Origin of the sequence: Variovorax sp. J2L1-78, from assembly GCF_030317205.1 — a bacterium.
Taxonomy (GTDB): Bacteria; Pseudomonadota; Gammaproteobacteria; order Burkholderiales; family Burkholderiaceae_C; genus Variovorax; species Variovorax arabinosiphilus.
Genome location: NZ_JASZYB010000001.1, coordinates 2,197,312 through 2,218,217, shown reverse-complemented (window position 1 = coordinate 2,218,217; position 20,906 = coordinate 2,197,312). Strand labels below are relative to the sequence as shown.

Below are 20,906 nucleotides of genomic sequence, written 5' to 3'. Positions count from 1 at the left end.
TGGAGCCGTTCATGTCCAAGCCCCACGTCCTCGTCACCCGCGCCGTCTTCCCCGAAACCATCGAGAAGCTCAAGCAGCATTTCGAGGTGGAGGCGAACACCGACGATGCGGACTGGTCGAGCGAGGAACTGATCCGCCGGCTGCAAGGCAAGCAGGGCGCCTTCACCACCGGCAGCGTCAAGATCGACGAGGCCGTGCTCGCCGCGTGCCCGGACCTGAAGATCTGCGCCAATATGGCCGTGGGCTACAACAACTTCGACGTCGATGCGATGGTGCGCCACGGTGTGATGGCGACCAACGCGCCCGACGTGCTGACCGAGACCACGGCCGATTTCGGCTTCGCGCTGATGATGGCGACCGCGCGCCGCATCACCGAGAGCGAGCATTTCCTGCGTCGCGGCGAATGGAAGAAGTGGCGCTACGACATGTTCGCCGGCGCCGACGTGCATGGCAGCACGCTGGGCATCCTGGGCATGGGCCGCATCGGGCAGGGCATCGCCCGCCGCGGTGCGCTGGGCTTCGGCATGGACGTGATCTATCACAACCGTTCGCGGCTCGACGCCTCGATCGAGTCCGAGCTGAAGGCCACCTACGTCAGCAAGGAAGAGCTGCTCAAGCGCGCCGACCACCTGGTGCTGGTGCTGCCGTACTCGCCCGCGGCGCACCACGCCATCGGCGCTGCCGAACTCGCGCAAATGAAGCCGACCGCCACGCTGGTGAACCTGGCGCGCGGCGGCATCGTTGACGACGCGGCCCTGGCCGAGGCGCTGCGCAACAGGACCATCGCGGCAGCTGGCCTCGACGTGTTCGAAGGCGAGCCCTCGGTGCACCCTGCGCTGCTCACTGTGCCGAACGTGGTGCTGACGCCGCACATCGCGAGCGCGACCATTCCCACCCGCCGCGCGATGGCGGACTTGGCCGCCGACAACCTCATCTCGTTCCTGAGCGGCAAGGGCCCGCTCACGCCCATCGTCTCCCCCAAGAAGTAAACGGATTCCCCTCACGTGTCGACTGCCGAAATCGGACTCTGGATCCTGCTGGGCCTTGCCGCCCTCACCGTCATCCTTCTCGTCGCGCTGCTGATGCGCCGGCCTGCCCCCGACCGCCACGCCGAACTGCTGGCCACCCTGGCGGACGGCACCGAGCGCAGCGAACGCGCCCTGCGACAGGAGGTGGCCGACTCCGCACGCAGTACGCGCCAGGAACTGGGCCAGAACTTCGCCAGCTTCCAGGCCGCGCTGGTGCAGCAGGGGGCAGAAGCCACGCGCACCCAGAACGCCCAGATCGACGCCTTCGCGCAGCAGCTCACGCTGATGCAGAAGACCCTGGCCGACACGCTCAACACGCAGCTGCAGGGCCTGAGCGAATCGAACGCGCGGCGCCTGGCCGAGGTGCGCACGACGATGGAGACGCAGCTCGCCCAGCTGCAGCAGACCAACACCGCCAAGCTCGACGAGATGCGCAAGACCGTCGACGAGAAGCTGCAGAGCACGCTCGAGGCGCGGTTGGGCGAGAGCTTCAAGCAGGTGGCCGACCGGCTCGACCAGGTGCACAAGGGCCTGGGCGAGATGCAGACGCTGGCCATCGGCGTGGGCAGCCTGCAGCGCGTGCTGACCAACGTGAAGACGCGCGGCGTGTTCGGCGAGGTGCAACTCGAGGCGTTGCTCGAGCAGGTGCTGACGACCGAGCAGTACGCCAAGCAGGTGGAGACCAAGCCGCGCAGCGGCCAGCGTGTCGACTTCGCGGTGCGCTTTCCCGGCCGCAGCGCCGACGGCGCACCGGTGTGGCTGCCGATCGATGCGAAGTTTCCGCGCGACGACTATGAGCGCCTCATCGACGCCCACGAGCGCGCCGACGTGCTGGCGGTCGAAGTGGCCGGCAAGGCGCTGGAGGCGCGCATCCGCAGCGAGGCGAAGTCCATCGCCGACAACTACCTGGCCGCGCCGCACACCACCGACTTCGCGATCCTCTTCCTGCCGGTCGAGAGCCTCTACGCCGAAGTGCTGCGCCGCCCCGGCCTGATGGACGCGGTGCAGCGCCAGCACCGCGTGACGCTGGCCGGCCCGACCACGCTGCTGGCCATGCTCAACAGCCTGCACATGGGCTTCCGCACGCTGGCGCTGGAGCAGCAGGCGTCGGAGGTGTGGAAGGTGCTGGGTGCGGTCAAGACCGAGTTCAACCGCTTCGGCGAATGGGTCGAGCGCATCAAGGAACAGGTCGCCAAGGCTTCCGACACCATCGACAAGGCCGATACCCGGCAACGTCAGATGCGCCGCGCACTCAAGGGTGTGGAAGCGTTGCCCGAACTGCAGGCGCAGGCGCTGTTGCCGGCGGTCGATCCCGAGGACGACGGCGCGCTGTGAGAGGGGCTGAGCTGCTTCGGCTGATCGCGGCACAGGTCTTCCTGCACGCGACGATGGCCGGCATGCGGCTGGCCACGCCGTTGCTGGCGCTGCAGCAAGGCTACAGCGCGGCGGCGGTCGGCGTGTTGATTTCGCTGTTCGCGCTCACGCAGGTGTTTCTCGCGCTGCCCGCGGGCCGCTTCGCCGACCGCCACGGGCTGCGGCGGCCGCTGGCGCTGTCGGTGGTCGCCGCGTCGCTCGGTGCCGGCCTCGTGCTGGTGTGGCCGGTCTTCCCGGTCATGTGCGTTTCGGCCTTGCTGACCGGCGGCGCGACCGGCGCCACCGTGATCGCCCTGCAGCGCCATGTCGGGCGCGCCGCGCAAAGCCCCAACGACCTCAAGCGCGTGTTCAGCTGGCTGGCCATCGCCCCGGCCGCGGCGAACTTCGTCGGTCCGTTCGTGGCGGGGCTGCTCATCGACCACGCGGGGCACGTGCCCGCCGATCTGCTGTCGTTCCGTGTGACCTTCGCGGTCATGGCGCTGATGCCGGTCGTGTGCTGGCTGTTGGTGCGTTCGGCCAAGGAGCCCGAGCCGACCCCGCTGCCGGCCGGCGCTGCGGCCACCCGCGCCTGGGATTTGCTGCGCGAACCGCTGTTCCGCCGCCTGCTCTTCGTGAACTGGCTGCAGTCGTCGAGCTGGGACGTGCATGCCTTCGTGCTGCCCATCCTCGGCCATGAGCGGGGCCTGGGCGCGTCGGTCATTGGCAGCATCCTGGGGGCCTTCGCCATCGCGGCCGCGGCGGTGCGCCTGGCGCTGCCGCTGTTCGCCAACCGGACCTCGGAGCGTGGCGTGATCCTCACGTCGACGCTGGTCACCGCTTCGCTGTTCTGCGTCTACCCGCTGCTGCACTCGGCCTGGGCGATGGCGCTGTGCTCGGTGGTGCTGGGCTTCTCGCTGGGCGCGGTGCAGCCGATGATCATGAGCATGCTGCACCAGATCACGCCGCACCATCGCCATGGCGAGGCGCTGGGCCTGCGGCTGATGACCATCAACGCGTCGAGCGTCGCCATGCCGATGCTCTTCGGTGCCGCTGGCGCGGTCATCGGCATCGCCGGCGTGTTCTGGATCGTCGGCGGTGTGGTGGCCATGGGCAGCCACACCGTCTGGAAGCTCAAAGCGCGTAGAAGCGCTTGATCGCGTCCCAGGCGTCGCCGGGCGTGTCGACGTATTCGAAGAGCTTGACGTCCTCGGGCGAGATCACGCCTTCGTCCGCCAGGAAGGCGAAGTCGATCAGCCGCTTCCAGTAATCGGAGCCGTACAGCACGATCGGCACCTGCTTGGCTTTGCGCGTCTGCACCAGCGTGACCACCTCGAACAGCTCGTCGAGCGTGCCGAAACCGCCGGGGAAGGCCACCAGCGCCTTCGCCCGCATCATGAAATGCATCTTGCGGATGGCGAAGTAGTGGAACTTGAAGCTCAGCGCCGGCGTGACGTAGGGGTTGGGTTCTTCTTCCATCGGTAGCGCGATGGCCAGGCCGATGTTGAGGCCGCCGCCTTCGTAGGAGCCGCGGTTGGCCGCTTGCATGATGCCCGGGCCGCCGCCGGTGCAGATGAAGAGCTTGTCTTCCGGCTCCTTGTCGTTGCTGTACTGCGCGACCATCTTGCCAAAAGCACGTGCCTGCTCGTAGTAGTGCGAGTTGCGCGCCAGCTTGCGCCAGCGCTCGGTCGCGGCCGTGTCGCCGGCGGCCTCGGCCTGGGCGATCAGGGCGCGGGTTTCTTCCTCGCTGCGAAAGCGCGCGCTGCCGAAGACGACCACGGTGTTCTCGATGCCGTGCTCGCGCATCTGCAGGTCGGGCTTCATCAGCTCGAGCTGCATGCGCAGGCCGCGGGTCTCGCGGCGCAGCAGGAATTCGGGGTCGGCGAAGGCCAGGCGCGACGGGTCGCGGTCGAGCGGCAGGCCCTTGTCCGAGTGGGCCTGCAGCGTCGCCCAGGCATCGGCCAGGCGCTTGTCGTGGAGATCGTGGGTCTTGCTGGTCATGCGGGGCTCCGGAGCAATCTTCGGGCCGCCTCGGGGCGGCGCCATGAAAAAAGGCTCCCGTCAGGAGCCTTGGTGGTGTGCAGGTCGCTCAGACGCGCTTGCGGTATTCACCCGTGCGGGTGTCGATTTCGATGCGGTCACCCTGTGCGACGAAGAGCGGAACCGGCACTTCGAAACCGGTGGCGATCTTGGCCGGCTTGAGCACCTTGCCCGACGTGTCGCCCTTGACGGCGGGTTCGGTCCAGGTGATTTCGCGCTCGACGCTGGTGGGCAGTTCGACCGAGATGGCCTTGCCTTCGTAGAACACCACTTCGACGGCCATGCCGTCTTCGAGGTAGTTCAGGGCGTCGCCCATGTTCTCGGCTTCGACTTCGTACTGGTTGTACTCGGCGTCCATGCAGACGTAGAGCGGATCGGCGAAGTAGGAGTAGGTGCAGTCCTTCTTCTCGAGCACGATCTGGTCGATCTTGTCGTCGGCCTTGAAGACCACTTCGGTGTTGAAGTTGGCCACCAGGCTCTTCATCTTCATGCGCACGGTGGCGGAATTGCGGCCGCCGCGGCTGTATTCGGTCTTGAGGACGACCATCGGGTCCTTGCCGTGCATGATCACGTTGCCGGCGCGGATTTCTTGAGCGATTTTCATAACGTTGTCTGGCTGGTTGGCCGCTGCGCGCGGCAGGCCGTGGCGCTATTGCAGTTCTGCCGCATCGAAAACGAATTCCCGAAATTGCAGTTGAAAAGCGGCGGCAAATTTTGGATAGCCAGCGATTTTAGCGGGTTTCTCACGGACAGGCCAATTCGGGCAGACTTCGACGGTGATGAACGACACCCTCCAAGACCTTGCGGCCGCCCTGGTGGCCGCCCGCCGCAGCGGCATTCCCGCCGACGACACCCCCTGGCACGACACGCCGCTGTCGCCGGACGACATCTACGCGCTGCAGGATCACGTGGCCGCCGAACTCGGCTGGGATGCCGACCCTGCCGCACCCAGCACCTGGAAGGGCGGCGGCCCGACGACCACCTCGGTCGCCACCTTTGCCCGGATTCCAGCGCCTTTCGTTTTGACCTCCCCTGGCCGCCTCGAAGCGAAGGATTTTCACCGCCTCGGCATCGAGATCGAGGTCGCGTTTCGCCTGGCGCGCGACTTGAGCGCGCCGGACCTCGCGGCCCGCGCCGTGCAGGCACCCGAAGCGCTGTTCGACGCCATGACCGTCTCCATCGAACTGGTCGACTTCCGCTGGATGGGGGCGGACAAGGCGCCTGCGCCGCTTCGGCTGGCCGACGTCCAATCGAATGGGGCGCTGGTGTTGGGTGACTGGGTGCCGATCCGTGCGGTCGACTGGGCGGCGCAGGTCGCCACGCTGCAAGTCGATGGCAAGCCAGTCGGCCGCTACCAGGGCGCGCATCCCTGCGGCGACCCGATGTGGATGGCGCCGCAGTGGCTGCAGCATGCGGTGGCGCGCCATGACCGGTTGGCGGCGGGCAGCGTGCTCACCACGGGGTCCTGGTGCGGGATGGTGTGGCTCGATGGGCCTGCTTCGGTGCGTGCTTCGTTTGATGGGATTGGTGAGGCGGTGTTGACGCTGGTTTAGTTTCCCTGGGTGAGGGCGCCCGGCAGGCGGTGCGGGCCGATCGACCCCGGTGCGCCGGCCGCTTCGCGGCTGCCTTGCGGTGCTCGCCTTTCGCGGGGTCTCGCTCGAACTCGCTTCGCTCAGACAATCGCGAGCCCTGATCCGCGAAAGGCTGCGCTCCTCAGCGACGCACAGGGGATCGCCCGGCCCGCACCGCCTGCCGGGCTTGGTGGCGCGCAATCGCTGCGCTCGCTACAAGGGATGCATAACCGTCGCGTCCACGTCGGTGGGCGGTATGCCTGCGGGCGGCTGTTGAGGCTCCGGCGAGCACCGCAGGGGCAGGCGGATCAGGGCCGCGCGTGTCTGAGCGAAGCGAGTTTGCGCGGACCCCGCCTGACGCGAGGAGCAGCAGCGAAGCCCGAAGGGCCGGAGACGTCTGCCGCCCGCAGGCATGCCGCCCGCCGACGCCCCCAACGAAGGCAGCTCACCCCTCGCGAGTCAAAGGCGCGCCGACGCCCGTGCGCTCAAGAATCAACCCATAGTGCTCCGGCCGCCGATGCTTCGCGAAGTTGAAGACGTTGTTGCGGAAGTTGTCGCCCAGCGTCATGTCGACCGCCGCGAAGATCACCTCGTCGTCCTCGCTCTGCGACTGCGCCACGATCTCGCCGGTGGGCGCCACGATGGCCGAGCCGCCGATCATGTGGAAGCCGTCTTCCGAGCCGCACTTGGCCGCGGCACCGATCCACAGCGCGTTTTGGTACGCGTTGGCCTGCAGCGACAGCAGGTGATGGAACATGCGCAGGTGCGGCGGCTCGGTCCAGTGGATGTTCCACGATGGCGTGTTGTAGCCCAGCACCACCAACCGCGCGTCCTGCAGACTCATCACGCGGAAGGTCTCGGGCCAGCGGCGGTCGTTGCAGATGCACTGGCCGACGTTCGTGCCCAGCATCGGCCACACGCCGAAGCCGTCGTTGCCGACCTCGAAGAACTTCTTCTCCAGATGCTGGAAGGGCGCCTCGGGCTTGTGGTCCGAATGGCCGGGCAGGTGGATCTTGCGGTAGCGCCCGACGATGTTCGCCTGGTCGTCGACCAGGATCGACGTGTTGAAGCGCTGCCCGTCGGTGGTGCGCTCCGCATAGCCCAGGTAGAAGCCGATGCCCAGCGACTTCGCCAGGTCGAACAGCGGCTGTGTCGCGGGGCCGGGCATCGCAGGCTCGAAGAAGCGTGCCTCGGCTTCTTCCTCGCTCATCCAGTAGCGCGGGAAGAAGGTCGTGAGCGCGAGCTCGGGGAACACGACCAGCTTCGCACCGCGGCCCGCCGCCTCGCGCATCATTTCCATCAGCCGCGCGACGGCCGATTCGCGGCTGTCGTTCAGGTGGATGGGGCCGAGCTGGGCTACGGCCAGGCCGAAACGTTCCTTGGTCATGCGGTCATTCCTTTCGTCCATGCGGAGAGGGCCCCCTTGCTGGTGACGGCCGCCTTGTGTTGCATCGGCTCCGGCTTGCCGCGTGGCACGTAGCGCCCCGAGCCACGTTCGGCATTCAGCGTGTTGTCCTTGACCACCACGCGGCCGCGGCTGAGCACCACTTCGGGCCAGCCGCGCAGCGTGCGGCCTTCGTAGGGCGTGTAGCCGACGTTGTCGTGCAGCATCGACCAGGTGATCGTCGTCTCGCGCGCCGGGTTCCACAGCGCGAGGTCGGCATCCGCGCCGATGGCGATGCTGCCTTTCTTCGGCGCCAGGCCGTACATGCGCGCATGGTTGGTCGAGGTCAGCGCGACGAACTGCTCGATGGTGATCCGGCCCGTCATCACGCCTTCGGAGAACAGGAGCGGCATGCGCAGCTCGATGCCCGGCACGCCGTTGGCCATGTCCTTGAAGCCGGTCTGCTCGCCCTTGGGCAGCTTGCCGGTCTCGTCGAAACGGTAGGGCGCATGGTCGGACGAGAACACGCCCAGCGTGCCGTCCTTCAGGCCCTCCCACACGGCCTCCTGCGATGCACCATCGCGAGGCGGCGGGCTGCAGCAGAACTTGGCGCCTTCGAGGCCCGGCTGGTCGAGGTCGTCGGCCGTGAGGAAGAGGTACTGCGGGCAGCTCTCGGCGTGCACCTGCGCACCGAGCGCGCGCGCGTCGCGAATGACCTTCACCGTTTCCTGGCCCGCCACGTGCACGATCAGCACCGGGACGTCGAGCAGGCGCGACAGCGACACGGCGCGGAAGGTGGCCTCGGTCTCGGCCAGCGGGTTGTGTGCGACGCCGTGGAACTTGGGCGCCTTCAGCCCGCGCTCGATGAGGCGCTGCGCGAGCCAGCGGATCATGTCGTGGTTCTCGGCGTGAAGCATCACCAGTGCGCCTTCGCGGTCGGCGAGTTCCAGTACGTCGAGCAGCTGGTAGTCGTCGAGCTTGAGCCTGTCGTAGGTCATGTAGACCTTGAGCGAGGTGATGCCGTTGCGGATCGCCTCGGGCAGGTCGACCGTCAGCGCTGTTTCGTCGGGGTTCGCCAGGATCAGGTGGAAGCCGTAGTCGATCACGGCCTTCTCGCGCGCAAGGCGGCTGTAATCGGCGATCACCGCCGGGATGTTCATGCCGCGGTGCTGCGCCGCGAACGGGATGATCGTGGTGGTGCCGCCGAACACGGCCGACACGGTGGCCGAATGGAAGTCGTCGGCGCACATCACGCCCATGCCCGAGAGTTGCTCGACGTGCACATGGCTGTCGATACCGCCCGGCAGCACCCAGCGGCCGGCGGCGTCGATGTCGTCGCGGCCGAGCGAGAGCTTCTTCTCGATCGCGACGATAACGCCATCGCGGATGCCGATGTCGGCCTCGAAGGTCTGGGTGTCGGTGGAGATGCGCCCGTTGCGCACCGTCAGGTCGAAGGGTGTGTCGCTCATCAGAAGGTCCCCGGGTAGTGGCCGCCGTCCATCAGCAGGTTCTGGCCGGTGATGAAGCCGGCCTGCGCGCTGCAGAGGTAGGCGCAGGCGTCGCCGAACTCGGCCGGCGTGCCGAAGCGGCCCGACGGATTGCCGGCTCGGCGCTCGGCCAACACCGTCTCTTCGCTCTTGCCGCTCTGCTTGGACCATTGCCGCGCGGTCTCGCGCAGGCGGTCGGTCTCGAAGGGGCCGGGCAGCAGGTTGTTGATCGTCACGTTGTGCGCCACCGTCTTGCGCGCCAGCCCGGCGACGAAGCCGGTGAGGCCGGAGCGCGCACCGTTCGACAGGCCGAGGATGTCGATGGGCGCCTTCACCGCGCCCGAGGTGATGTTGACGATGCGGCCGAAGCGGCGTTCGATCATGCCGTCGACGGTGGCACGGATCAGTTCGATGGGTGTGAGCATGTTGGCGTCGAGGGCCGCGATCCACACGTCGCGGTCCCAGTCGCGGAAGTCGCCGGGCTTGGGGCCGCCGGCGTTGGTCACGAGGATGTCCGGCGCCGGGCAGGCGGCCAGCGCGGCGGCACGGCCGGCGGGCGTGGTGATGTCGGCGGCCACGGCCGTCACCGTGGCACCGGTGGCGGCGCGAATGGCCGCGGCGGCGGCTTCCAGCGCTTCGGCGCCGCGCGCGACGAGGGTCACCGCCACGCCTTCGCGTGCGAGCGATTGCGCGCAGCCGAGGCCGAGCCCCTTGCTGGCGCCGCAGACCAGCGCCGTGCGTGTCGAGAGTCCGAGATCCATGTTTGTCTATCCTGGTTGGCGTGGCGTGATGATGGCTTGCGGCACGTCGTAGGCGCGCAGCGAGGCCCAGTGCTGTTCGACATCGTCGCGGAACAGGCCGCGGGTGATGCCAGACACCAGCTTCGGGATGGCGGTCGTCAGGGCATTGATCGACGAGCCCGACGCGCCGAAGCTCATCGTCGAGCCGATCGCGAAGAGGTGCACGTTGCGCAGCCACGGCGTGGCGCCGGCGCTGCGCTCGCTGAAGGCGTAGTCGTCGGCGAGGTACGGGAAGGCGGCCAGCCGTGCGTCCTGCTCGTCGGCGGGCGGTGTATAGCGGTCGCCCCAGGTGGCGATGTTGTGCGCGAATGCACCCAGCTCGGGGCGGGCCGCGAAGTCGACGTCGATGCCGGTCGCGCTGATCACGAAGTCGGCGTGCATCGCGCCTTGCGTCGTGTCGAGTTCGATGCGGTCCTCTGCGCCGTCGAAGCGGCTGCCTGTCACGCTGCTGCCGGTGTGCAGGTGGAAGTTGGCGTGCGTCGCACAGCGGTCGTAGGTCGGCTGTGGGAAGCCTTCGCGCAGGCCCAGGATGTGCCGCATGAAGCGCCAGCGCCAGGTGTCGTCGAGGTCCGACAGGTGCCGGAGGAACCCGCGGAAGGTGAGCCAGCGGTAGGGCTGCACCACCTGCGGTTCGAGCCGGCGGCACAGCAGGTGCACCTCGGCCGCACCAGCCTCGAGCGCGGTTGCCGCGTTGTCGAAGGCCGATGCGCCGGCGCCGATCACGACCACTGTCTTGCCACGCACCCGTTCGAAGTCGAAGGGTTGCGACGAATTCACGCAGCGGTCGGCGGGTAGGCCTGCGAGCGTCGACGGGATGGCCCAGCGGCCCACGCCTTCCTGGCCGGTGGCCAACACGATCTTGCGGGCGTACAGCGTGCGACCCTGGCCAGCCGATTCGACTTCGGCTGCGAGCAGGTCGCTGCCTTCGACCGGCGCGATGCGCAGCAGCCGCGTGTCGTTCTGCACCGGCACCTTCGTCACGCGGCGCACCCACAGCAGGTACTCGGCCCACAGGCCCTTGGGCAGCATGTCGAGCGCGTCCCACGCGGCCTCGCCGAAGCGCGCCTCGTACCAGGCGCGGCAGGTCAGGCTCGGGATGTCGAGGTCGGGGCCGGTGTAGTCCTTCGGGTTGCGCAGCGTGTGCATGCGCGCGTAGGTGGTCCACGGGCCTTCGCCGGCGAGGGGCGCCGCATCGATGGCGAGGATGTTGTCGACCTTCGAGCGCAGCAGGCCGAAGGCCGTGGCGCTGCCCGACTGGCCGGCACCGACGATCAGCACGTCGAGGGCCGGCTGCCCGTCGGGGCCGGTGCGCGGCGTGAGCCAGGGCTGGTGCGGGTGGGCGATGCTGGCGAGCTCGCGCGCGACCCGGGCTTCCAGCGCGTCGAGTGCGCTCGGTGGCGTGCTCATGCGGCCAGCCATCCGCCGTCGACCACCATCGTGGTCCCGGTCGTGAATGCCGACGCGCTGCTGGCCAGGTGCAGCGCCGAGTTGGCGATGTCTTCCGCGCGCCCGAAGCGGCCCAGCGCATGGCGCTGGCGCGAGGCCTCGCGTGCCGCGTCCGGGTCGGCCTGGCGGCCGAAGCCGCGTGCCAGCATCGGCGTGTCGATGGCGCCGGGCGCGATCGCGTTGACGCGGATGCCGTCGGCCGCGAAGTCCAGCGCCATGGTGCGCGTGAGGCTCATGATCGCGCCCTTGGCCGCGATGTAGGCGCTGTTGCCGCGGCCGCCGGCCAGCGCCAGTTGCGACGCGAAGGTGATGATCGACCCGCCGCCCTGACGCTGCATGGCCGGGACCACGGCGCGGGCCCACAGCCAGGTGCCGCCGACGTTGGTGCGGAAGACCGCGTCCCAGTCTTCCGGGGCGGTCGTCAGCACGGTGCCGCCGCAGGAGAAGCCGGCGGCGCACATCAGCACGTCGATGCGCCCCCAGTGTGCGAGCACCGCGGCGGCGTTGGCGTCCGCCGTGCCGGGCGCGCCGACGTCGGCGCCGAAGGCCATCGCCTCGCCGCCTTCGGCCTGGATCCGCTTGGCCGTGTCTTCTGCCGCCGCCAGTTCGCGGTCGACGATCGCCACGCGTGCGCCTTCGCGCGCAAAGAGCAGGGCCGAAGCCTGCCCGATGCCCGATCCGCCACCGGTGACGATGGCGACCTGTTCTTTCAATCTCACGGGGTTTCCTTGATGGGCGATGCGTGGTGCTGTCGGCACCAGGCGTCGAGATGATCGGCGGATGCCGCCATGGCACAGGCTGCTTCCCAGCCGAGCTCGGCGTGCAGCCGCGCGGTCGACAACGGCGCACGGTCGGTGGGTGCGTGCAGGTCGATGGTCGGCGTCTCGCCGTCGCGCGACAGCCGGCATTCGAAGCCAGGGCGTAGCGCGGCCAGGCGTTCGCCCCAGGCCAGCGCCGACCAGCTCACGGGCGACGACACGTTGTAGAGGCGGTGCTGCAGCGAAGGCGCCTGCGCCACTGCGTGCACCGCGCGCGCCACGTCGGGCGCATAGACCCAGTCGCGCAGGCCGGGCCGCGCCAGCAGCGCGGGCGTGCCGCGCCGCGCCGCCTCGGTGATCTGGAACTGCGGGCTGGTCGTGTCGCGTACGCCGGTAGCGCGCTCCCACGGACCGAACACGCCGCTCAGGCGCAGGCTGACGAAGTCCAGCGACCACAGGTCCGCAAGACGGCCGCCGATCATCTCGGAGCCGAACTTGGTGATGCCGTAGAGGCCGACCGGCTGCGGTGGCGTGTCTTCGTCGACCATGGCCCCGCCCATCGCCGCACGACCATAGGCGGCCGCTGAACTGAGGTTGATGACCCGCCGCACGTCCGCATCGCGGGCCGCGCGCAGGATGGGCGTGAGCGCCAGCAGGTTGACCTGCAGGATCGTCTCCGGGTCGCGCGCCTCGCGCGCCGCGTCGGCCGTGACGGCGGAGCCGAGCACCACGGTGTCGATCTCGTAGGTCATCGCGCGCGTGATGGCGTCGACGTTGGTCACGTCGCCCTGCAGCACTTCCAGTGAGCCCGGCAGCGCCGCGAACGTGGCCGTCGCCGCAGCCGGCAGCGGCAACCGGTCGAACAGCACCACGGCCTCGCCCTCGGCCAGCAGCCGCTCGGCGATGTTGAGCCCGACGAATCCGGCGCCGCCGAAGACCAGCGTCTTCCTCATGCCGGCACCGCCTCGAAGGCCACGGGTGCCGCGTGCGGTTCGAAATGCGGGATGGCGGCCAGCAGGGCCTGCGTGTACGCCGACTTTGGCGCGCGGAACAGGTCGGCGCTTAGGCCTTCTTCCACCACCTCCCCGTTGCGCAGCACGATCGTCCGCTCGCACATCATGCGCACCACGTTGAGGTCGTGGCTGACGAACAGGAAGGCCAGGTCTTCCTCGCGGCGCAGGCGGTCGAGCAGTTGCAGGATGACCGCCTGCACCGACACGTCGAGCGCCGCGGTCGGCTCGTCGAGCACCAAGAGGCGTGGCTTGCAGGCGATGGCGCGTGCGATGCCGATGCGCGCCTTCTGCCCGCCCGAGAGCTGATGCGGAAAGCGCTCGAGCAGTTCGAGCGGCAGGCCGACGCGCAGCGCGCAGTCGTTGACGGCCTTCGTGAGCGCAGCGCCCGACGACATGCCTTCGAGCCGGCGCAGCGGATGCGCGATGCAGTCGAAGGCGTTGAAGCGCGGGTTCAGGCTGTCGTGCGGGTCCTGGAAGACGATCTGGATGTCCTTGCGCAGTGGTGACTTGTGGAAGTCGTTGGCCTTGATCTGCCCGATGCTGCCGCCGTCGAACAGGATGTCGCCCTCGCTCCCGTCGATCAGCCGGCACAGCATGCGCGAGATGGTGCTTTTGCCGGAGCCCGATTCGCCCACCAGGCCGAGGCTCTCGCCGCGCGCGAGCCGGAACGACACGTTGTTCACCGCCGTGATGCCGCCGGGGTAGTGCTTGGACAGCTTCTGAACCTCGAGCAGCAGCGGTGTGCCGGGCGGCAACGGCGCCTTGGGCGCAGCGACGACCGGCAGTGCGTCACCGCCATCGATCACGAGGTCGGCGATGGTCGATGTCAGCGTCGGCGACGCCGCCACCAGCCGCTTCGTGTACGGATGCGCGGGCGCGCTGAAGAGCTGCAGCGGTGGCGCGTCTTCCACGACCTGGCCGCGTTCCATCACGACCACGCGGCTGCAGTACTTGGCCGCCAGGCCGAGGTCGTGCGTGATCAGGATGGTCGCCATGCCGCGCTTGGCGGTGATGGCGGCCAGCAGGTCCATCACGGTCTTCTGCGTGGTCACGTCGAGGCCCGTGGTGGGCTCGTCGGCGATCAGCAGGGCCGGTTCGCTCGCGATCGCCATCGCGATCATGATGCGCTGGCACATGCCGCCCGACAGCTCGTGCGGGTAGGCATCGAGCCGTTTCTCGGGCTCGCGGATCAGCACGTCCTTCAGCAGGTCGAGCGCACGTGCGCGGGCTTCTGCGGGCGTGAGGTTGGTGTGGACCTTCAGCGCATCGGCGATCTGCAGGCCGACCGTGCGGATCGGGTTGAGCGCCGCGCGCGGGTTCTGGAAGATCATCGAGATGGCCGCGCCGTGCGTCGAGCGCAGCCTCTTCCAGGTCGCATGCGTGATGTCCTGGCCGCGATAAAGGATCTTCCCGCCGACGATGCGGCCGGCCGCTTCGAGCAGGTGCGTCACGGCGAAGGCGGTGACCGACTTGCCGGAGCCGCTTTCGCCGACGATGCCCAGCGTCTGGCCCACGTCCAGCGACAGGCTCACACCGCGCACCGCCTCGACCATGCCGCGCCGGGTGGAGAAGTTGACGCGCAGGTCGTCGATATCCAGGAGTCTTTCTGCGCTCATGTCCGCATCCTCGGATCCAGGATGTCGCGCAGGCCGTCACCCAGCAGATTGAAGAAGAGCACGGCGATCATCAGTGCGAAGCCGGGGCAGGCCACCAGCCACCAGTTGCCGGTGGAGATGAAGCGCGCACCCTCGGCCACCATGATTCCCCACTCGGGCGTCGGCTGCTGCACGCCCAGGCCGATGAAGGACAGGCCCGCCGCGTTCAACACCGCCCAGCCGAGGTTCAGCGAGATCTGCACCGCCATCGCCGGCAGGATGTTCGGCAGCAGGAAGCGCAGGATCACCGACAGGTGCGAGTCGCCGCAGGCGCGGGCAGATTCCACCCAGCCCGCGTTGCGCCGCACGTTGACCTCGGCCCGCGCGAAGCGGATGTAGAAGGGCAGGTTGATGAAGGCCGTGGCGATCACGATGTTCTCGACGCGGTTGCCCAGCGCCGCCACCATCGCCATCGCCAGCACGAAGAGCGGGAAGGCCATCAGCACGTCGACGAAGCGGCCGACCATGCGGTCGAGCCGGCCTCCCACATAGCCGCAGATGCTGCCGATGACCGCGCCGACCACGAAGGACAGGCTCACGGCCGACGCGGCGATCATCAGGTCGAGCCGGGCCGCAACGACGGTGCGGCTGAACACGTCGCGCCCCAGCTGGTCGGTGCCGGCCCAGTGCAGCGCGCTGGGTGCCTGCAGGGCGATCGCGACGTCGGACGCGGTCGGGTTGTACGGGACGATCCACGGCCCGATGGCCGCCAGCACGCACAGGATGGCGACGCCGACCGCGGCGACCGCCGTCAGCGGATTGCCGCGCAACACCCACGCGACATGGTTCAAGGTGGCAGTGCTCATTCGATGGAGATGCGAGGGTCGGAGATGCTGTAGAGGATGTCGACCGTCAGGTTGACCATCACGAAGATCGAGGCCATGAGCAGCACGAAGCCCTGCACCGGCGCGTAGTCGGATGCGAGCAGCGCGTCGAGCGCATACGACGCCACGCCCGGCCACGAGAACACCTTCTCGACCAGCACGTTGGCGCCCAGCATGGTGGAGAAGACGATGCCCAGGATGGTCAGCACGGGCAGCACCGCATTGCGCAGCGCGTAGGTGACGACGATGCGCCAGGCCGGCAGGCCGATGGAGCGCGCGGTGCGCACGAAGTCGCTGCCCAGCGCGGCCAGCATCGAGGCGCGCGTGATGCGGGCGATCGGTGCCAGCACGAAGAGCGCCATCGTCAGGGCCGGCAGCACCAGCTGCTTGGCCGCGGCCCACCAGCCGGCCATGTCGCCGGCGATGAGGAAGTCGATCAGCAGGAAGCCCGTGACCCGCGGCGCCGCGCTGGTGAAGACGTCGAGCCGCCCGGTCGGGTCGGGCGCGATGCCGAACATGTAATAGAAGACGTAGACCAGCAGCAGGCCCGACACGAAGGTGGGCACGCACACGCCGACCACGCAGAACATGCGCACCGCGTGGTCGATGAAGGAACCGGCGCGCAGCGCGGCCAGGATGCCCAGCGGCACCGCACTGACCAGCGCGATGAGCAGGGCGGTGAAGGTGAGTTCGAGCGACGCGGGCAGCCGCTGCCGGATGTCGGCCACCACCGGCTGGCCGGTGGTGAGCGAACGGCCGAGCTTGCCGGTGCCCACGTCCTTCAGGTAAAGGAAGAGCTGCTCGGGGATGGGTTTGTCCAGCCCCATCTGCTTGCGCACCATCTCGATCTCTTCCTTGCCCGAGTTGGCCCCCGAGGCGAAGAACACCGCCGGGTCGCCGGGCAGCACGCGCATCAACAGGAAGGTGAAGACGAGCACACCGAACAGCGCCGGCAGCGAGGAGACGAAACGCCGGCCGGTGCGGCGCAGAGTGGTGGCGAGCAGGCTCACGTTACTTGCGGCTCACGTCGCGGAAGTCGACCTGGCGGTGGAATTGGTAGACGTAGCCGTCGAGCGACGGCACCATCACCGCGTCCTGGCTGGCCTGCCAGATCGGGATCTGCGCCATCAGGTCGAAGGCCATCGCGTTGAGCTGCTTGGCGTAGGCCGCGTACTTGGCCGGGTCGGTCTCGAAGCGCGCCTTCTCGGCGATCTCGACCAGCTTCGGGTCGTTCAGCGAGCTGTAGTTCCAGCGCTGGTTGCCGGTGTAGAAGTTGCGGTAGAAGTAGTCGTTCGACGGCAGCCAGGCCACGATGTTCTCGGTGAAGAAGGGTGCCTTCTTCTCGTTGATGAGCGTGGACATCTGTGCGTCGGGCAGCTTCTGGATGTCGACCTTGATGCCGATCTTGGCGAGCGATTCCTTGATGAGGGCGGCCATCGGCTCGGCGATGTTGGCCTGGCCGAGGTTGAAGGCGAAAGGCGTCTCGAAGCCGTTCGGAAAGCCCGCTTCGGTCAGCAGCTGCTTGGCCTTCGGCAGGTCGAGCTTCACGGGTTGTGCGATCGGGAAGTCGGCGCTCGGCGGGCCATCTTTCCAGGTCGCGTTGAACAGCGGCTTGCCGCGGCCGAACAGCGCCGCCTTGAACATGTCGTCGTAGGGCAGCGCATAGGCGATCGCCTGACGCACCTTGACGTTGTCGAAGGGTTTCATCTGCGTGTTGAACGAGATGAAGCTGACCGCGTTGTACTGCGGCGTCGAGATGACCTTGACCTTGCCCTTGGTGGCGAGCGAGGCGGCATCGTTGGCCTGCAGATCGATGGCCAGGTCGGCATCGCCGCGCTCGACCAGGTTGGCGCGCGTCGCGGCTTCGGGAATCGTCTGCGCGATCACGCGCTTGAAGGGCGCCGGCTTGCCGTCGGCGCTGCGCGTCCAGGCCTCGTTGCGCTTGAGGATGATCTGCTCGCCCGGCTTGAAGGTCTCGACGCTGTAGGCGCCGCTGCCGGCGGTGTTCTCCTTGAGCCAAGTCTGCGCCCACGGGTCTTCGGCCGTGGCGTGCGACTTGGCGACCTTCGAATTGATGATGATCGGGTAGACGGTCGCCAGGTTCGACAGCGCCAGGCGGTCGGGTTTGGGCAGCGTGACCTCGAAGGTGCTGGCGTCGATCACCTTGAACTGCTCGGGCTTGGTCATCGAGCCGGTCAAGAGCTGCGCGGCGGCCAGCGACTTGGCGCTGACGGCGCGGTCGAGCGACCACTTCACGTCGTCGGCAGTGACGGGCGTGCCGTCCTGGAACTTCGCGTCCTTGCGCAAGTAGAAGGTGATCTTCAGGCCATCGGGGGCGATGACGTAGCGCTCGGCCAGTTCACCGCGGATGTTCTCCAGGTCGAACACCCAGTTGTCGCCCTGCTTCTTCTTGCCGAAGGACACCAGGCGGTCGTAGGTGCTCATGCCGACGGTGAAGGCCTCGCGCGTGGTGCCGAGCATCGTCGGGTCGAGCGTGTTGACGGTGCCGCCGGTGACGAAGCGCATCGTCTCGGTACGGCTCTGCGCGGACGCGGGCGCGCTCAACAGCGCGACCGACATCGCGATGGCGGAGGCAACGAAGAAGGGGAGTCGCTGGGTCTTCATGGTTTCGCTCTCGATCAGGGAGGGTGGAGATGGCAGGGAGGTCAGAACCGGAGCGGCGGCGCATCGATGGCGAGGCCGACGCGCTGGACCACGGCTTCGAGTTCGCGCGTGGTGATGTCGTCGATGCGCATGCCCGGCGAGCGGATTGCGTTGCAGGCGATGGCGCCGCGGCGCATGTAGATGTACTTGCGCAGGGCTAGGCCGATCTTGGGCTGGAACTCGTAGCGGATCAGCGGGCAGTACTTGTCGCACACGGCCGCGGCGCCGGCTTCGTCGCCGGCCGCGAAGCGTTCGTAGATGGCCGCGAGGATCTCGGGGAAGGCGAAGCCGGTCATGGTGCCGACGGCGCCGCGCTGCAGTTCCTCGAGCAGGTACACGCCGCCCAGGCCGCCGAAGATGCGCATGCTGTCGCCGGCGAGTTCGCGGATGCGCGTGATCTTCTGGCCGACCGGCGGCTCTTCCATCTTGATCATGCCGACGCCGCCTTCGCGGCCGAGCCTGGCCACGACCTCGGCCTTGATCTCGGTGCCGAAGGAATCGGGGAAGTCGTGAATGATCACGGGGATGGCAACGGACTTGGCGAGCGTGGCGTAGTACTCGAACTGCATCGCGTCCGATGCGCCGTCGAGCGGGGCTGCGAAGACGGCCGTCGCGCCCAATTCCTGCGCCTCGCGCGCCTGCTCGATGGCGCCCGCCAGGCCGAGCGCGCGCACGCCGACCCACACCGGCAGCCGGCCTTCGGCGCAGCGCACGAAGGTCGCGACGACGGTGCGACGCTCCTCGCTCGACAGCTTGTGGGCCTCGCCGAGGAATCCCAGGATGGCCAGGCCGGCGACACCGGCACTCACCTGGAATTCGACCAGCGTGCCGATGCTGGCAAGGTCGAGCGTGCCATCGGCCTGGAAGGGCGTGGGGCAGATCACGTAGACGCCCGAGGGCGCAGCGAGAGAAGCGTTGGCAGGGGCAGTGACAGTCATGAAGGCTCCGTGGCGTCGGTCATCGCACGGGATGGCCGGGGTCGTGTGCATTCTTGATGTCGGCTCCGCGCATGTCGCGTGCCTTTGTGTGCGGCATCCTTAACCTGCTGTTAAGCACCTTGCTTGCCGAGCCGAAGCGGTGCGCAGCGCGCACCAACACGGTGGCGCCGTTCGCGAACGTGGTGCGCCGGGGCTCAGTGCGCGGCGCCCGCCAGCGCAGCGGTCGGCAGGTGGCTGGCATCGTGCGGGCTCTCGAAGCCCTGGCGCTGCATCAGGTCGCGCAGCACGCGCACGAAGCGCTGCGCCAGCGTCGACAGCGGGTCGAAGCGCGGGTGCACGAGGTTGGCCTGCAGCACCGGCGCGTTAACCACCGGCCGCACGATGAGCTGGTGGGTCGGCCAGTTGCGCACCGAGAACTCGTCGACCAGGGCGATGCCGGCGCCGGCCTGCACCAGCGAGCAGGCGTTCTGCGGCGAGCCGACCTCGATGGCGGACTTGAGCGCCTCGTCGGCCGCCTCGTACATGCGCTCGAGGATCACGCCGAAGGGCGTGGCGCGGTCGTAGGAGATGAGCGGGTACGGCCGCATGTCGGCCAGCGTGAGCGTGGAGAGGCGCGACAGCGGGTGGTTGTACGGGCAGATGCACACCAGCTGGCCCTGGGCCAGCGGCGTGACGTCCAGGTTCGGGTGGTCCACCGGAAGAATGGTCACGCCCAGGTCGGCCTGGTGGTTGAGGAGCCGTTCCTTCAGCGGCACGTAGCCGAGGTACTGGAAGGTGAGCTTGACCTGCGGGTGATCCTCCCGGAAGGCGGCGATGGCCTGCGGGATCATCATCTGCCCGATGCTCGGGCTCGACACGATGTTGAGGATGCCTTCGCGGTTCTCGGCCAGTTCCTGCGCCAGCTCGTTCACGCGCTGCACGCCTTGGTACATGCGCTCGATTTCGTGGAACAGCTTCTTGGCCTCGGGCGTCGCGTAGAGCCGGCCCTTGATGCGCTCGAACAGCGCGAAGCCGACGCGGCTCTCGGTGTGCGACAGCAGCCGGCTGACGGCCGGTTGCGAGACGAACAGCAGCTCCGACGCGCCCCGGATCGAGCCGGTGGTCATGACGGAACGGAACACTTCGATTTGACGCAGATTGATCGACATGGCGGCGGCTGCTGCACGCGACGCCATTGCGCAGAATGCATAACCAAACGTTAAGGGTGGCCGATGAAAAAGCAAGGAGCGTGCCCCTGGGCCGCACCTAGACTGGACTGCATCCCCAGGAGCGCGCCCGCATGAAACCGCCCATCTACGTCATCAACCCCAACAGCAGCGAAGTGGTCACGGCCGGCATCGACACCGCCATGGCGCCGCTGCGCATGGCGGGCGGCCCGGAGATCCGCTGCCTGACGTTGGCCGAAGGGCCGCCGGGCATCGTCACGCACTTCGACGTGCAGTCGGTGGCGCAGCCATTGGCCCTGCGCGCCGATGCGCTGGCCGCGGAAGCGTCGGCCTTCGTCATCGCCTGCTACAGCGACCCCGGCTTGTATGTGCTGCGCGAGCGCCTGAAGCAGCCGGTGCTTGGCATCGGCGAATGCGGTGTGCTCACCGCGCTGACGCTGGGTGAGCGCTTCGGCGTCATCGCCATCCTCGATCAGTCCATTCCGCGTCATCTGCGAAGCTACGGCGCCATGGGCGTGATGGGCCGCTTCGCGGGCGAATTGGCCATCGGCCTGAACGTGCAGGAACTCGCGCAATACGACCGCACCTTGGCGCGCATGACGGAAGTCGGCCGCCGCCTGCGGGACGAGCGCGGCGCCGACGTGATCGTCATGGGCTGCGCCGGCATGGCCGCCTACCGCGCGCCGCTGCAGCAGGCGCTGGGCATCGCGGTGGTCGAGCCGACGCAGGCGGCGGTCGGCATGGCGATCGCGCGGGTACAACTTGGCTGGTCGGCGGGCTGA

Annotated in this window: 19 protein-coding genes; 5 read left to right on the top strand and 14 right to left on the bottom strand. The window is 68.3% G+C overall.

Annotated elements, in window-relative coordinates; all coding sequences use genetic code 11:
- The first annotated feature begins 11 nt into the window (after positions 1–11).
- From QTH86_RS10530 to QTH86_RS10520, 3 genes are all read left to right on the top strand, one after another.
- Positions 12–989 (top strand): 2-hydroxyacid dehydrogenase, encoded by a 978-nt coding sequence (locus tag QTH86_RS10530; protein ID WP_286644742.1) that lies wholly within the window; start codon positions 12–14, stop codon positions 987–989.
- Between the two features lie 93 nt (positions 990–1,082).
- A complete protein-coding gene (locus QTH86_RS10525; RefSeq protein ID WP_444813805.1) occupies positions 1,083–2,363 on the top strand; it encodes a DNA recombination protein RmuC in 1,281 nt (426 codons plus the stop codon).
- Positions 2,360–3,535: an MFS transporter gene (locus QTH86_RS10520; protein ID WP_286644744.1), complete on the top strand. Its 1,176-nt coding sequence runs from the start codon at positions 2,360–2,362 to the stop codon at positions 3,533–3,535. The genes QTH86_RS10525 and QTH86_RS10520 overlap by 4 nt, the downstream gene beginning before the upstream one ends.
- On the opposite strand, the gene QTH86_RS10515 is transcribed toward QTH86_RS10520, so the two are convergent.
- Complete coding sequence (locus QTH86_RS10515) at positions 3,513–4,379, bottom strand: LOG family protein (RefSeq protein WP_286644745.1); 867 nt, start codon at positions 4,377–4,379, stop codon at positions 3,513–3,515. The genes QTH86_RS10520 and QTH86_RS10515 overlap by 23 nt on opposite strands.
- 88 nt (positions 4,380–4,467) lie before the next feature.
- Entirely contained in the window at positions 4,468–5,022 is a 555-nt protein-coding gene (efp, locus tag QTH86_RS10510) for an elongation factor P (protein WP_286644746.1), read from the bottom strand.
- A gap of 175 nt (positions 5,023–5,197) precedes the next feature.
- On the opposite strand from efp, the gene QTH86_RS10505 reads away from it, so the two are divergent.
- Positions 5,198–5,971, top strand: coding sequence for a fumarylacetoacetate hydrolase family protein (locus QTH86_RS10505; protein WP_286644747.1), 774 nt, complete (start codon positions 5,198–5,200; stop codon positions 5,969–5,971).
- Between the two features lie 463 nt (positions 5,972–6,434).
- On the opposite strand, the gene QTH86_RS10500 is transcribed toward QTH86_RS10505, so the two are convergent.
- The 12 genes from QTH86_RS10500 to QTH86_RS10445 form a co-directional block, all read right to left on the bottom strand.
- Positions 6,435–7,376 (bottom strand): N-carbamoyl-D-amino-acid hydrolase, encoded by a 942-nt coding sequence (locus QTH86_RS10500; protein WP_286644748.1) that lies wholly within the window; start codon positions 7,374–7,376, stop codon positions 6,435–6,437.
- Positions 7,373–8,842, bottom strand: coding sequence for a dihydropyrimidinase (gene hydA, locus QTH86_RS10495; RefSeq protein WP_286644749.1), 1,470 nt, complete (start codon positions 8,840–8,842; stop codon positions 7,373–7,375). Before hydA ends, QTH86_RS10500 begins: the two co-directional genes overlap by 4 nt.
- Positions 8,842–9,621 carry an SDR family oxidoreductase gene (locus tag QTH86_RS10490; protein WP_286644750.1) on the bottom strand — a complete coding sequence of 260 codons (780 nt, stop codon included), beginning with the start codon at positions 9,619–9,621 and terminating at the stop codon, positions 8,842–8,844. The genes hydA and QTH86_RS10490 overlap by 1 nt, the downstream gene beginning before the upstream one ends.
- A 6-nt stretch (positions 9,622–9,627) precedes the next feature.
- The gene (locus QTH86_RS10485) at positions 9,628–11,067 is read right to left on the bottom strand and encodes an NAD(P)-binding domain-containing protein (protein ID WP_286644751.1); all 1,440 of its coding nucleotides are present in this window, start codon (positions 11,065–11,067) and stop codon (positions 9,628–9,630) included.
- Positions 11,064–11,825, bottom strand: coding sequence for an SDR family oxidoreductase (locus QTH86_RS10480; RefSeq protein ID WP_286644752.1), 762 nt, complete (start codon positions 11,823–11,825; stop codon positions 11,064–11,066). Before QTH86_RS10480 ends, QTH86_RS10485 begins: the two co-directional genes overlap by 4 nt.
- Positions 11,822–12,817 carry an NAD-dependent epimerase/dehydratase family protein gene (locus QTH86_RS10475; protein ID WP_286644753.1) on the bottom strand — a complete coding sequence of 332 codons (996 nt, stop codon included), beginning with the start codon at positions 12,815–12,817 and terminating at the stop codon, positions 11,822–11,824. The genes QTH86_RS10480 and QTH86_RS10475 overlap by 4 nt, the downstream gene beginning before the upstream one ends.
- A complete protein-coding gene (locus QTH86_RS10470) occupies positions 12,814–14,493 on the bottom strand; it encodes a dipeptide ABC transporter ATP-binding protein (RefSeq protein WP_286644754.1) in 1,680 nt (559 codons plus the stop codon). Before QTH86_RS10470 ends, QTH86_RS10475 begins: the two co-directional genes overlap by 4 nt.
- On the bottom strand, positions 14,490–15,338 hold the full coding sequence (locus QTH86_RS10465; RefSeq protein WP_286644755.1) for an ABC transporter permease: 849 nt from the start codon (positions 15,336–15,338) through the stop codon (positions 14,490–14,492). The genes QTH86_RS10470 and QTH86_RS10465 overlap by 4 nt, the downstream gene beginning before the upstream one ends.
- Positions 15,335–16,366: an ABC transporter permease gene (locus QTH86_RS10460; RefSeq protein WP_286644756.1), complete on the bottom strand. Its 1,032-nt coding sequence runs from the start codon at positions 16,364–16,366 to the stop codon at positions 15,335–15,337. Before QTH86_RS10460 ends, QTH86_RS10465 begins: the two co-directional genes overlap by 4 nt.
- Before the next feature lies 1 nt (position 16,367).
- Positions 16,368–17,981, bottom strand: coding sequence for an ABC transporter substrate-binding protein (locus QTH86_RS10455; protein ID WP_286644757.1), 1,614 nt, complete (start codon positions 17,979–17,981; stop codon positions 16,368–16,370).
- A gap of 41 nt (positions 17,982–18,022) precedes the next feature.
- Entirely contained in the window at positions 18,023–18,958 is a 936-nt protein-coding gene (locus QTH86_RS10450; RefSeq protein WP_286644758.1) for a dihydrodipicolinate synthase family protein, read from the bottom strand.
- A 194-nt stretch (positions 18,959–19,152) separates the two neighbouring features.
- Positions 19,153–20,106, bottom strand: coding sequence for a LysR family transcriptional regulator (locus tag QTH86_RS10445; RefSeq protein ID WP_286644759.1), 954 nt, complete (start codon positions 20,104–20,106; stop codon positions 19,153–19,155).
- Between the two features lie 131 nt (positions 20,107–20,237).
- Here QTH86_RS10445 and QTH86_RS10440 point away from each other — a divergent pair, with 131 nt between their 5' ends.
- Positions 20,238–20,906 (top strand): aspartate/glutamate racemase family protein, encoded by a 669-nt coding sequence (locus tag QTH86_RS10440; RefSeq protein WP_286644760.1) that lies wholly within the window; start codon positions 20,238–20,240, stop codon positions 20,904–20,906.

What these genes read in the sequence shown, in the direction of transcription:
- QTH86_RS10475 (WP_286644753.1), bottom strand. Translation starts at nt 12,817, where the DNA reads ATGAGGAAGACGCTGGTCTTCGGCGGCGCCGGATTCGTCGGGCTCAAC.
- hydA (WP_286644749.1), bottom strand. Translation starts at nt 8,842, where the DNA reads ATGAGCGACACACCCTTCGACCTGACGGTGCGCAACGGGCGCATCTCC.
- QTH86_RS10525 (WP_444813805.1), top strand. Translation starts at nt 1,083, where the DNA reads ATGCGCCGGCCTGCCCCCGACCGCCACGCCGAACTGCTGGCCACCCTG.
- QTH86_RS10485 (WP_286644751.1), bottom strand. Translation starts at nt 11,067, where the DNA reads ATGAGCACGCCACCGAGCGCACTCGACGCGCTGGAAGCCCGGGTCGCG.
- QTH86_RS10440 (WP_286644760.1), top strand. Translation starts at nt 20,238, where the DNA reads ATGAAACCGCCCATCTACGTCATCAACCCCAACAGCAGCGAAGTGGTC.
- QTH86_RS10470 (WP_286644754.1), bottom strand. Translation starts at nt 14,493, where the DNA reads ATGAGCGCAGAAAGACTCCTGGATATCGACGACCTGCGCGTCAACTTC.
- QTH86_RS10465 (WP_286644755.1), bottom strand. Translation starts at nt 15,338, where the DNA reads ATGAGCACTGCCACCTTGAACCATGTCGCGTGGGTGTTGCGCGGCAAT.
- QTH86_RS10450 (WP_286644758.1), bottom strand. Translation starts at nt 18,958, where the DNA reads ATGACTGTCACTGCCCCTGCCAACGCTTCTCTCGCTGCGCCCTCGGGC.
- QTH86_RS10505 (WP_286644747.1), top strand. Translation starts at nt 5,198, where the DNA reads ATGAACGACACCCTCCAAGACCTTGCGGCCGCCCTGGTGGCCGCCCGC.
- QTH86_RS10445 (WP_286644759.1), bottom strand. Translation starts at nt 20,106, where the DNA reads ATGTCGATCAATCTGCGTCAAATCGAAGTGTTCCGTTCCGTCATGACC.
- QTH86_RS10490 (WP_286644750.1), bottom strand. Translation starts at nt 9,621, where the DNA reads ATGGATCTCGGACTCTCGACACGCACGGCGCTGGTCTGCGGCGCCAGC.
- QTH86_RS10500 (WP_286644748.1), bottom strand. Translation starts at nt 7,376, where the DNA reads ATGACCAAGGAACGTTTCGGCCTGGCCGTAGCCCAGCTCGGCCCCATC.
- QTH86_RS10530 (WP_286644742.1), top strand. Translation starts at nt 12, where the DNA reads ATGTCCAAGCCCCACGTCCTCGTCACCCGCGCCGTCTTCCCCGAAACC.
- efp (WP_286644746.1), bottom strand. Translation starts at nt 5,022, where the DNA reads ATGAAAATCGCTCAAGAAATCCGCGCCGGCAACGTGATCATGCACGGC.
- QTH86_RS10455 (WP_286644757.1), bottom strand. Translation starts at nt 17,981, where the DNA reads ATGAAGACCCAGCGACTCCCCTTCTTCGTTGCCTCCGCCATCGCGATG.
- QTH86_RS10515 (WP_286644745.1), bottom strand. Translation starts at nt 4,379, where the DNA reads ATGACCAGCAAGACCCACGATCTCCACGACAAGCGCCTGGCCGATGCC.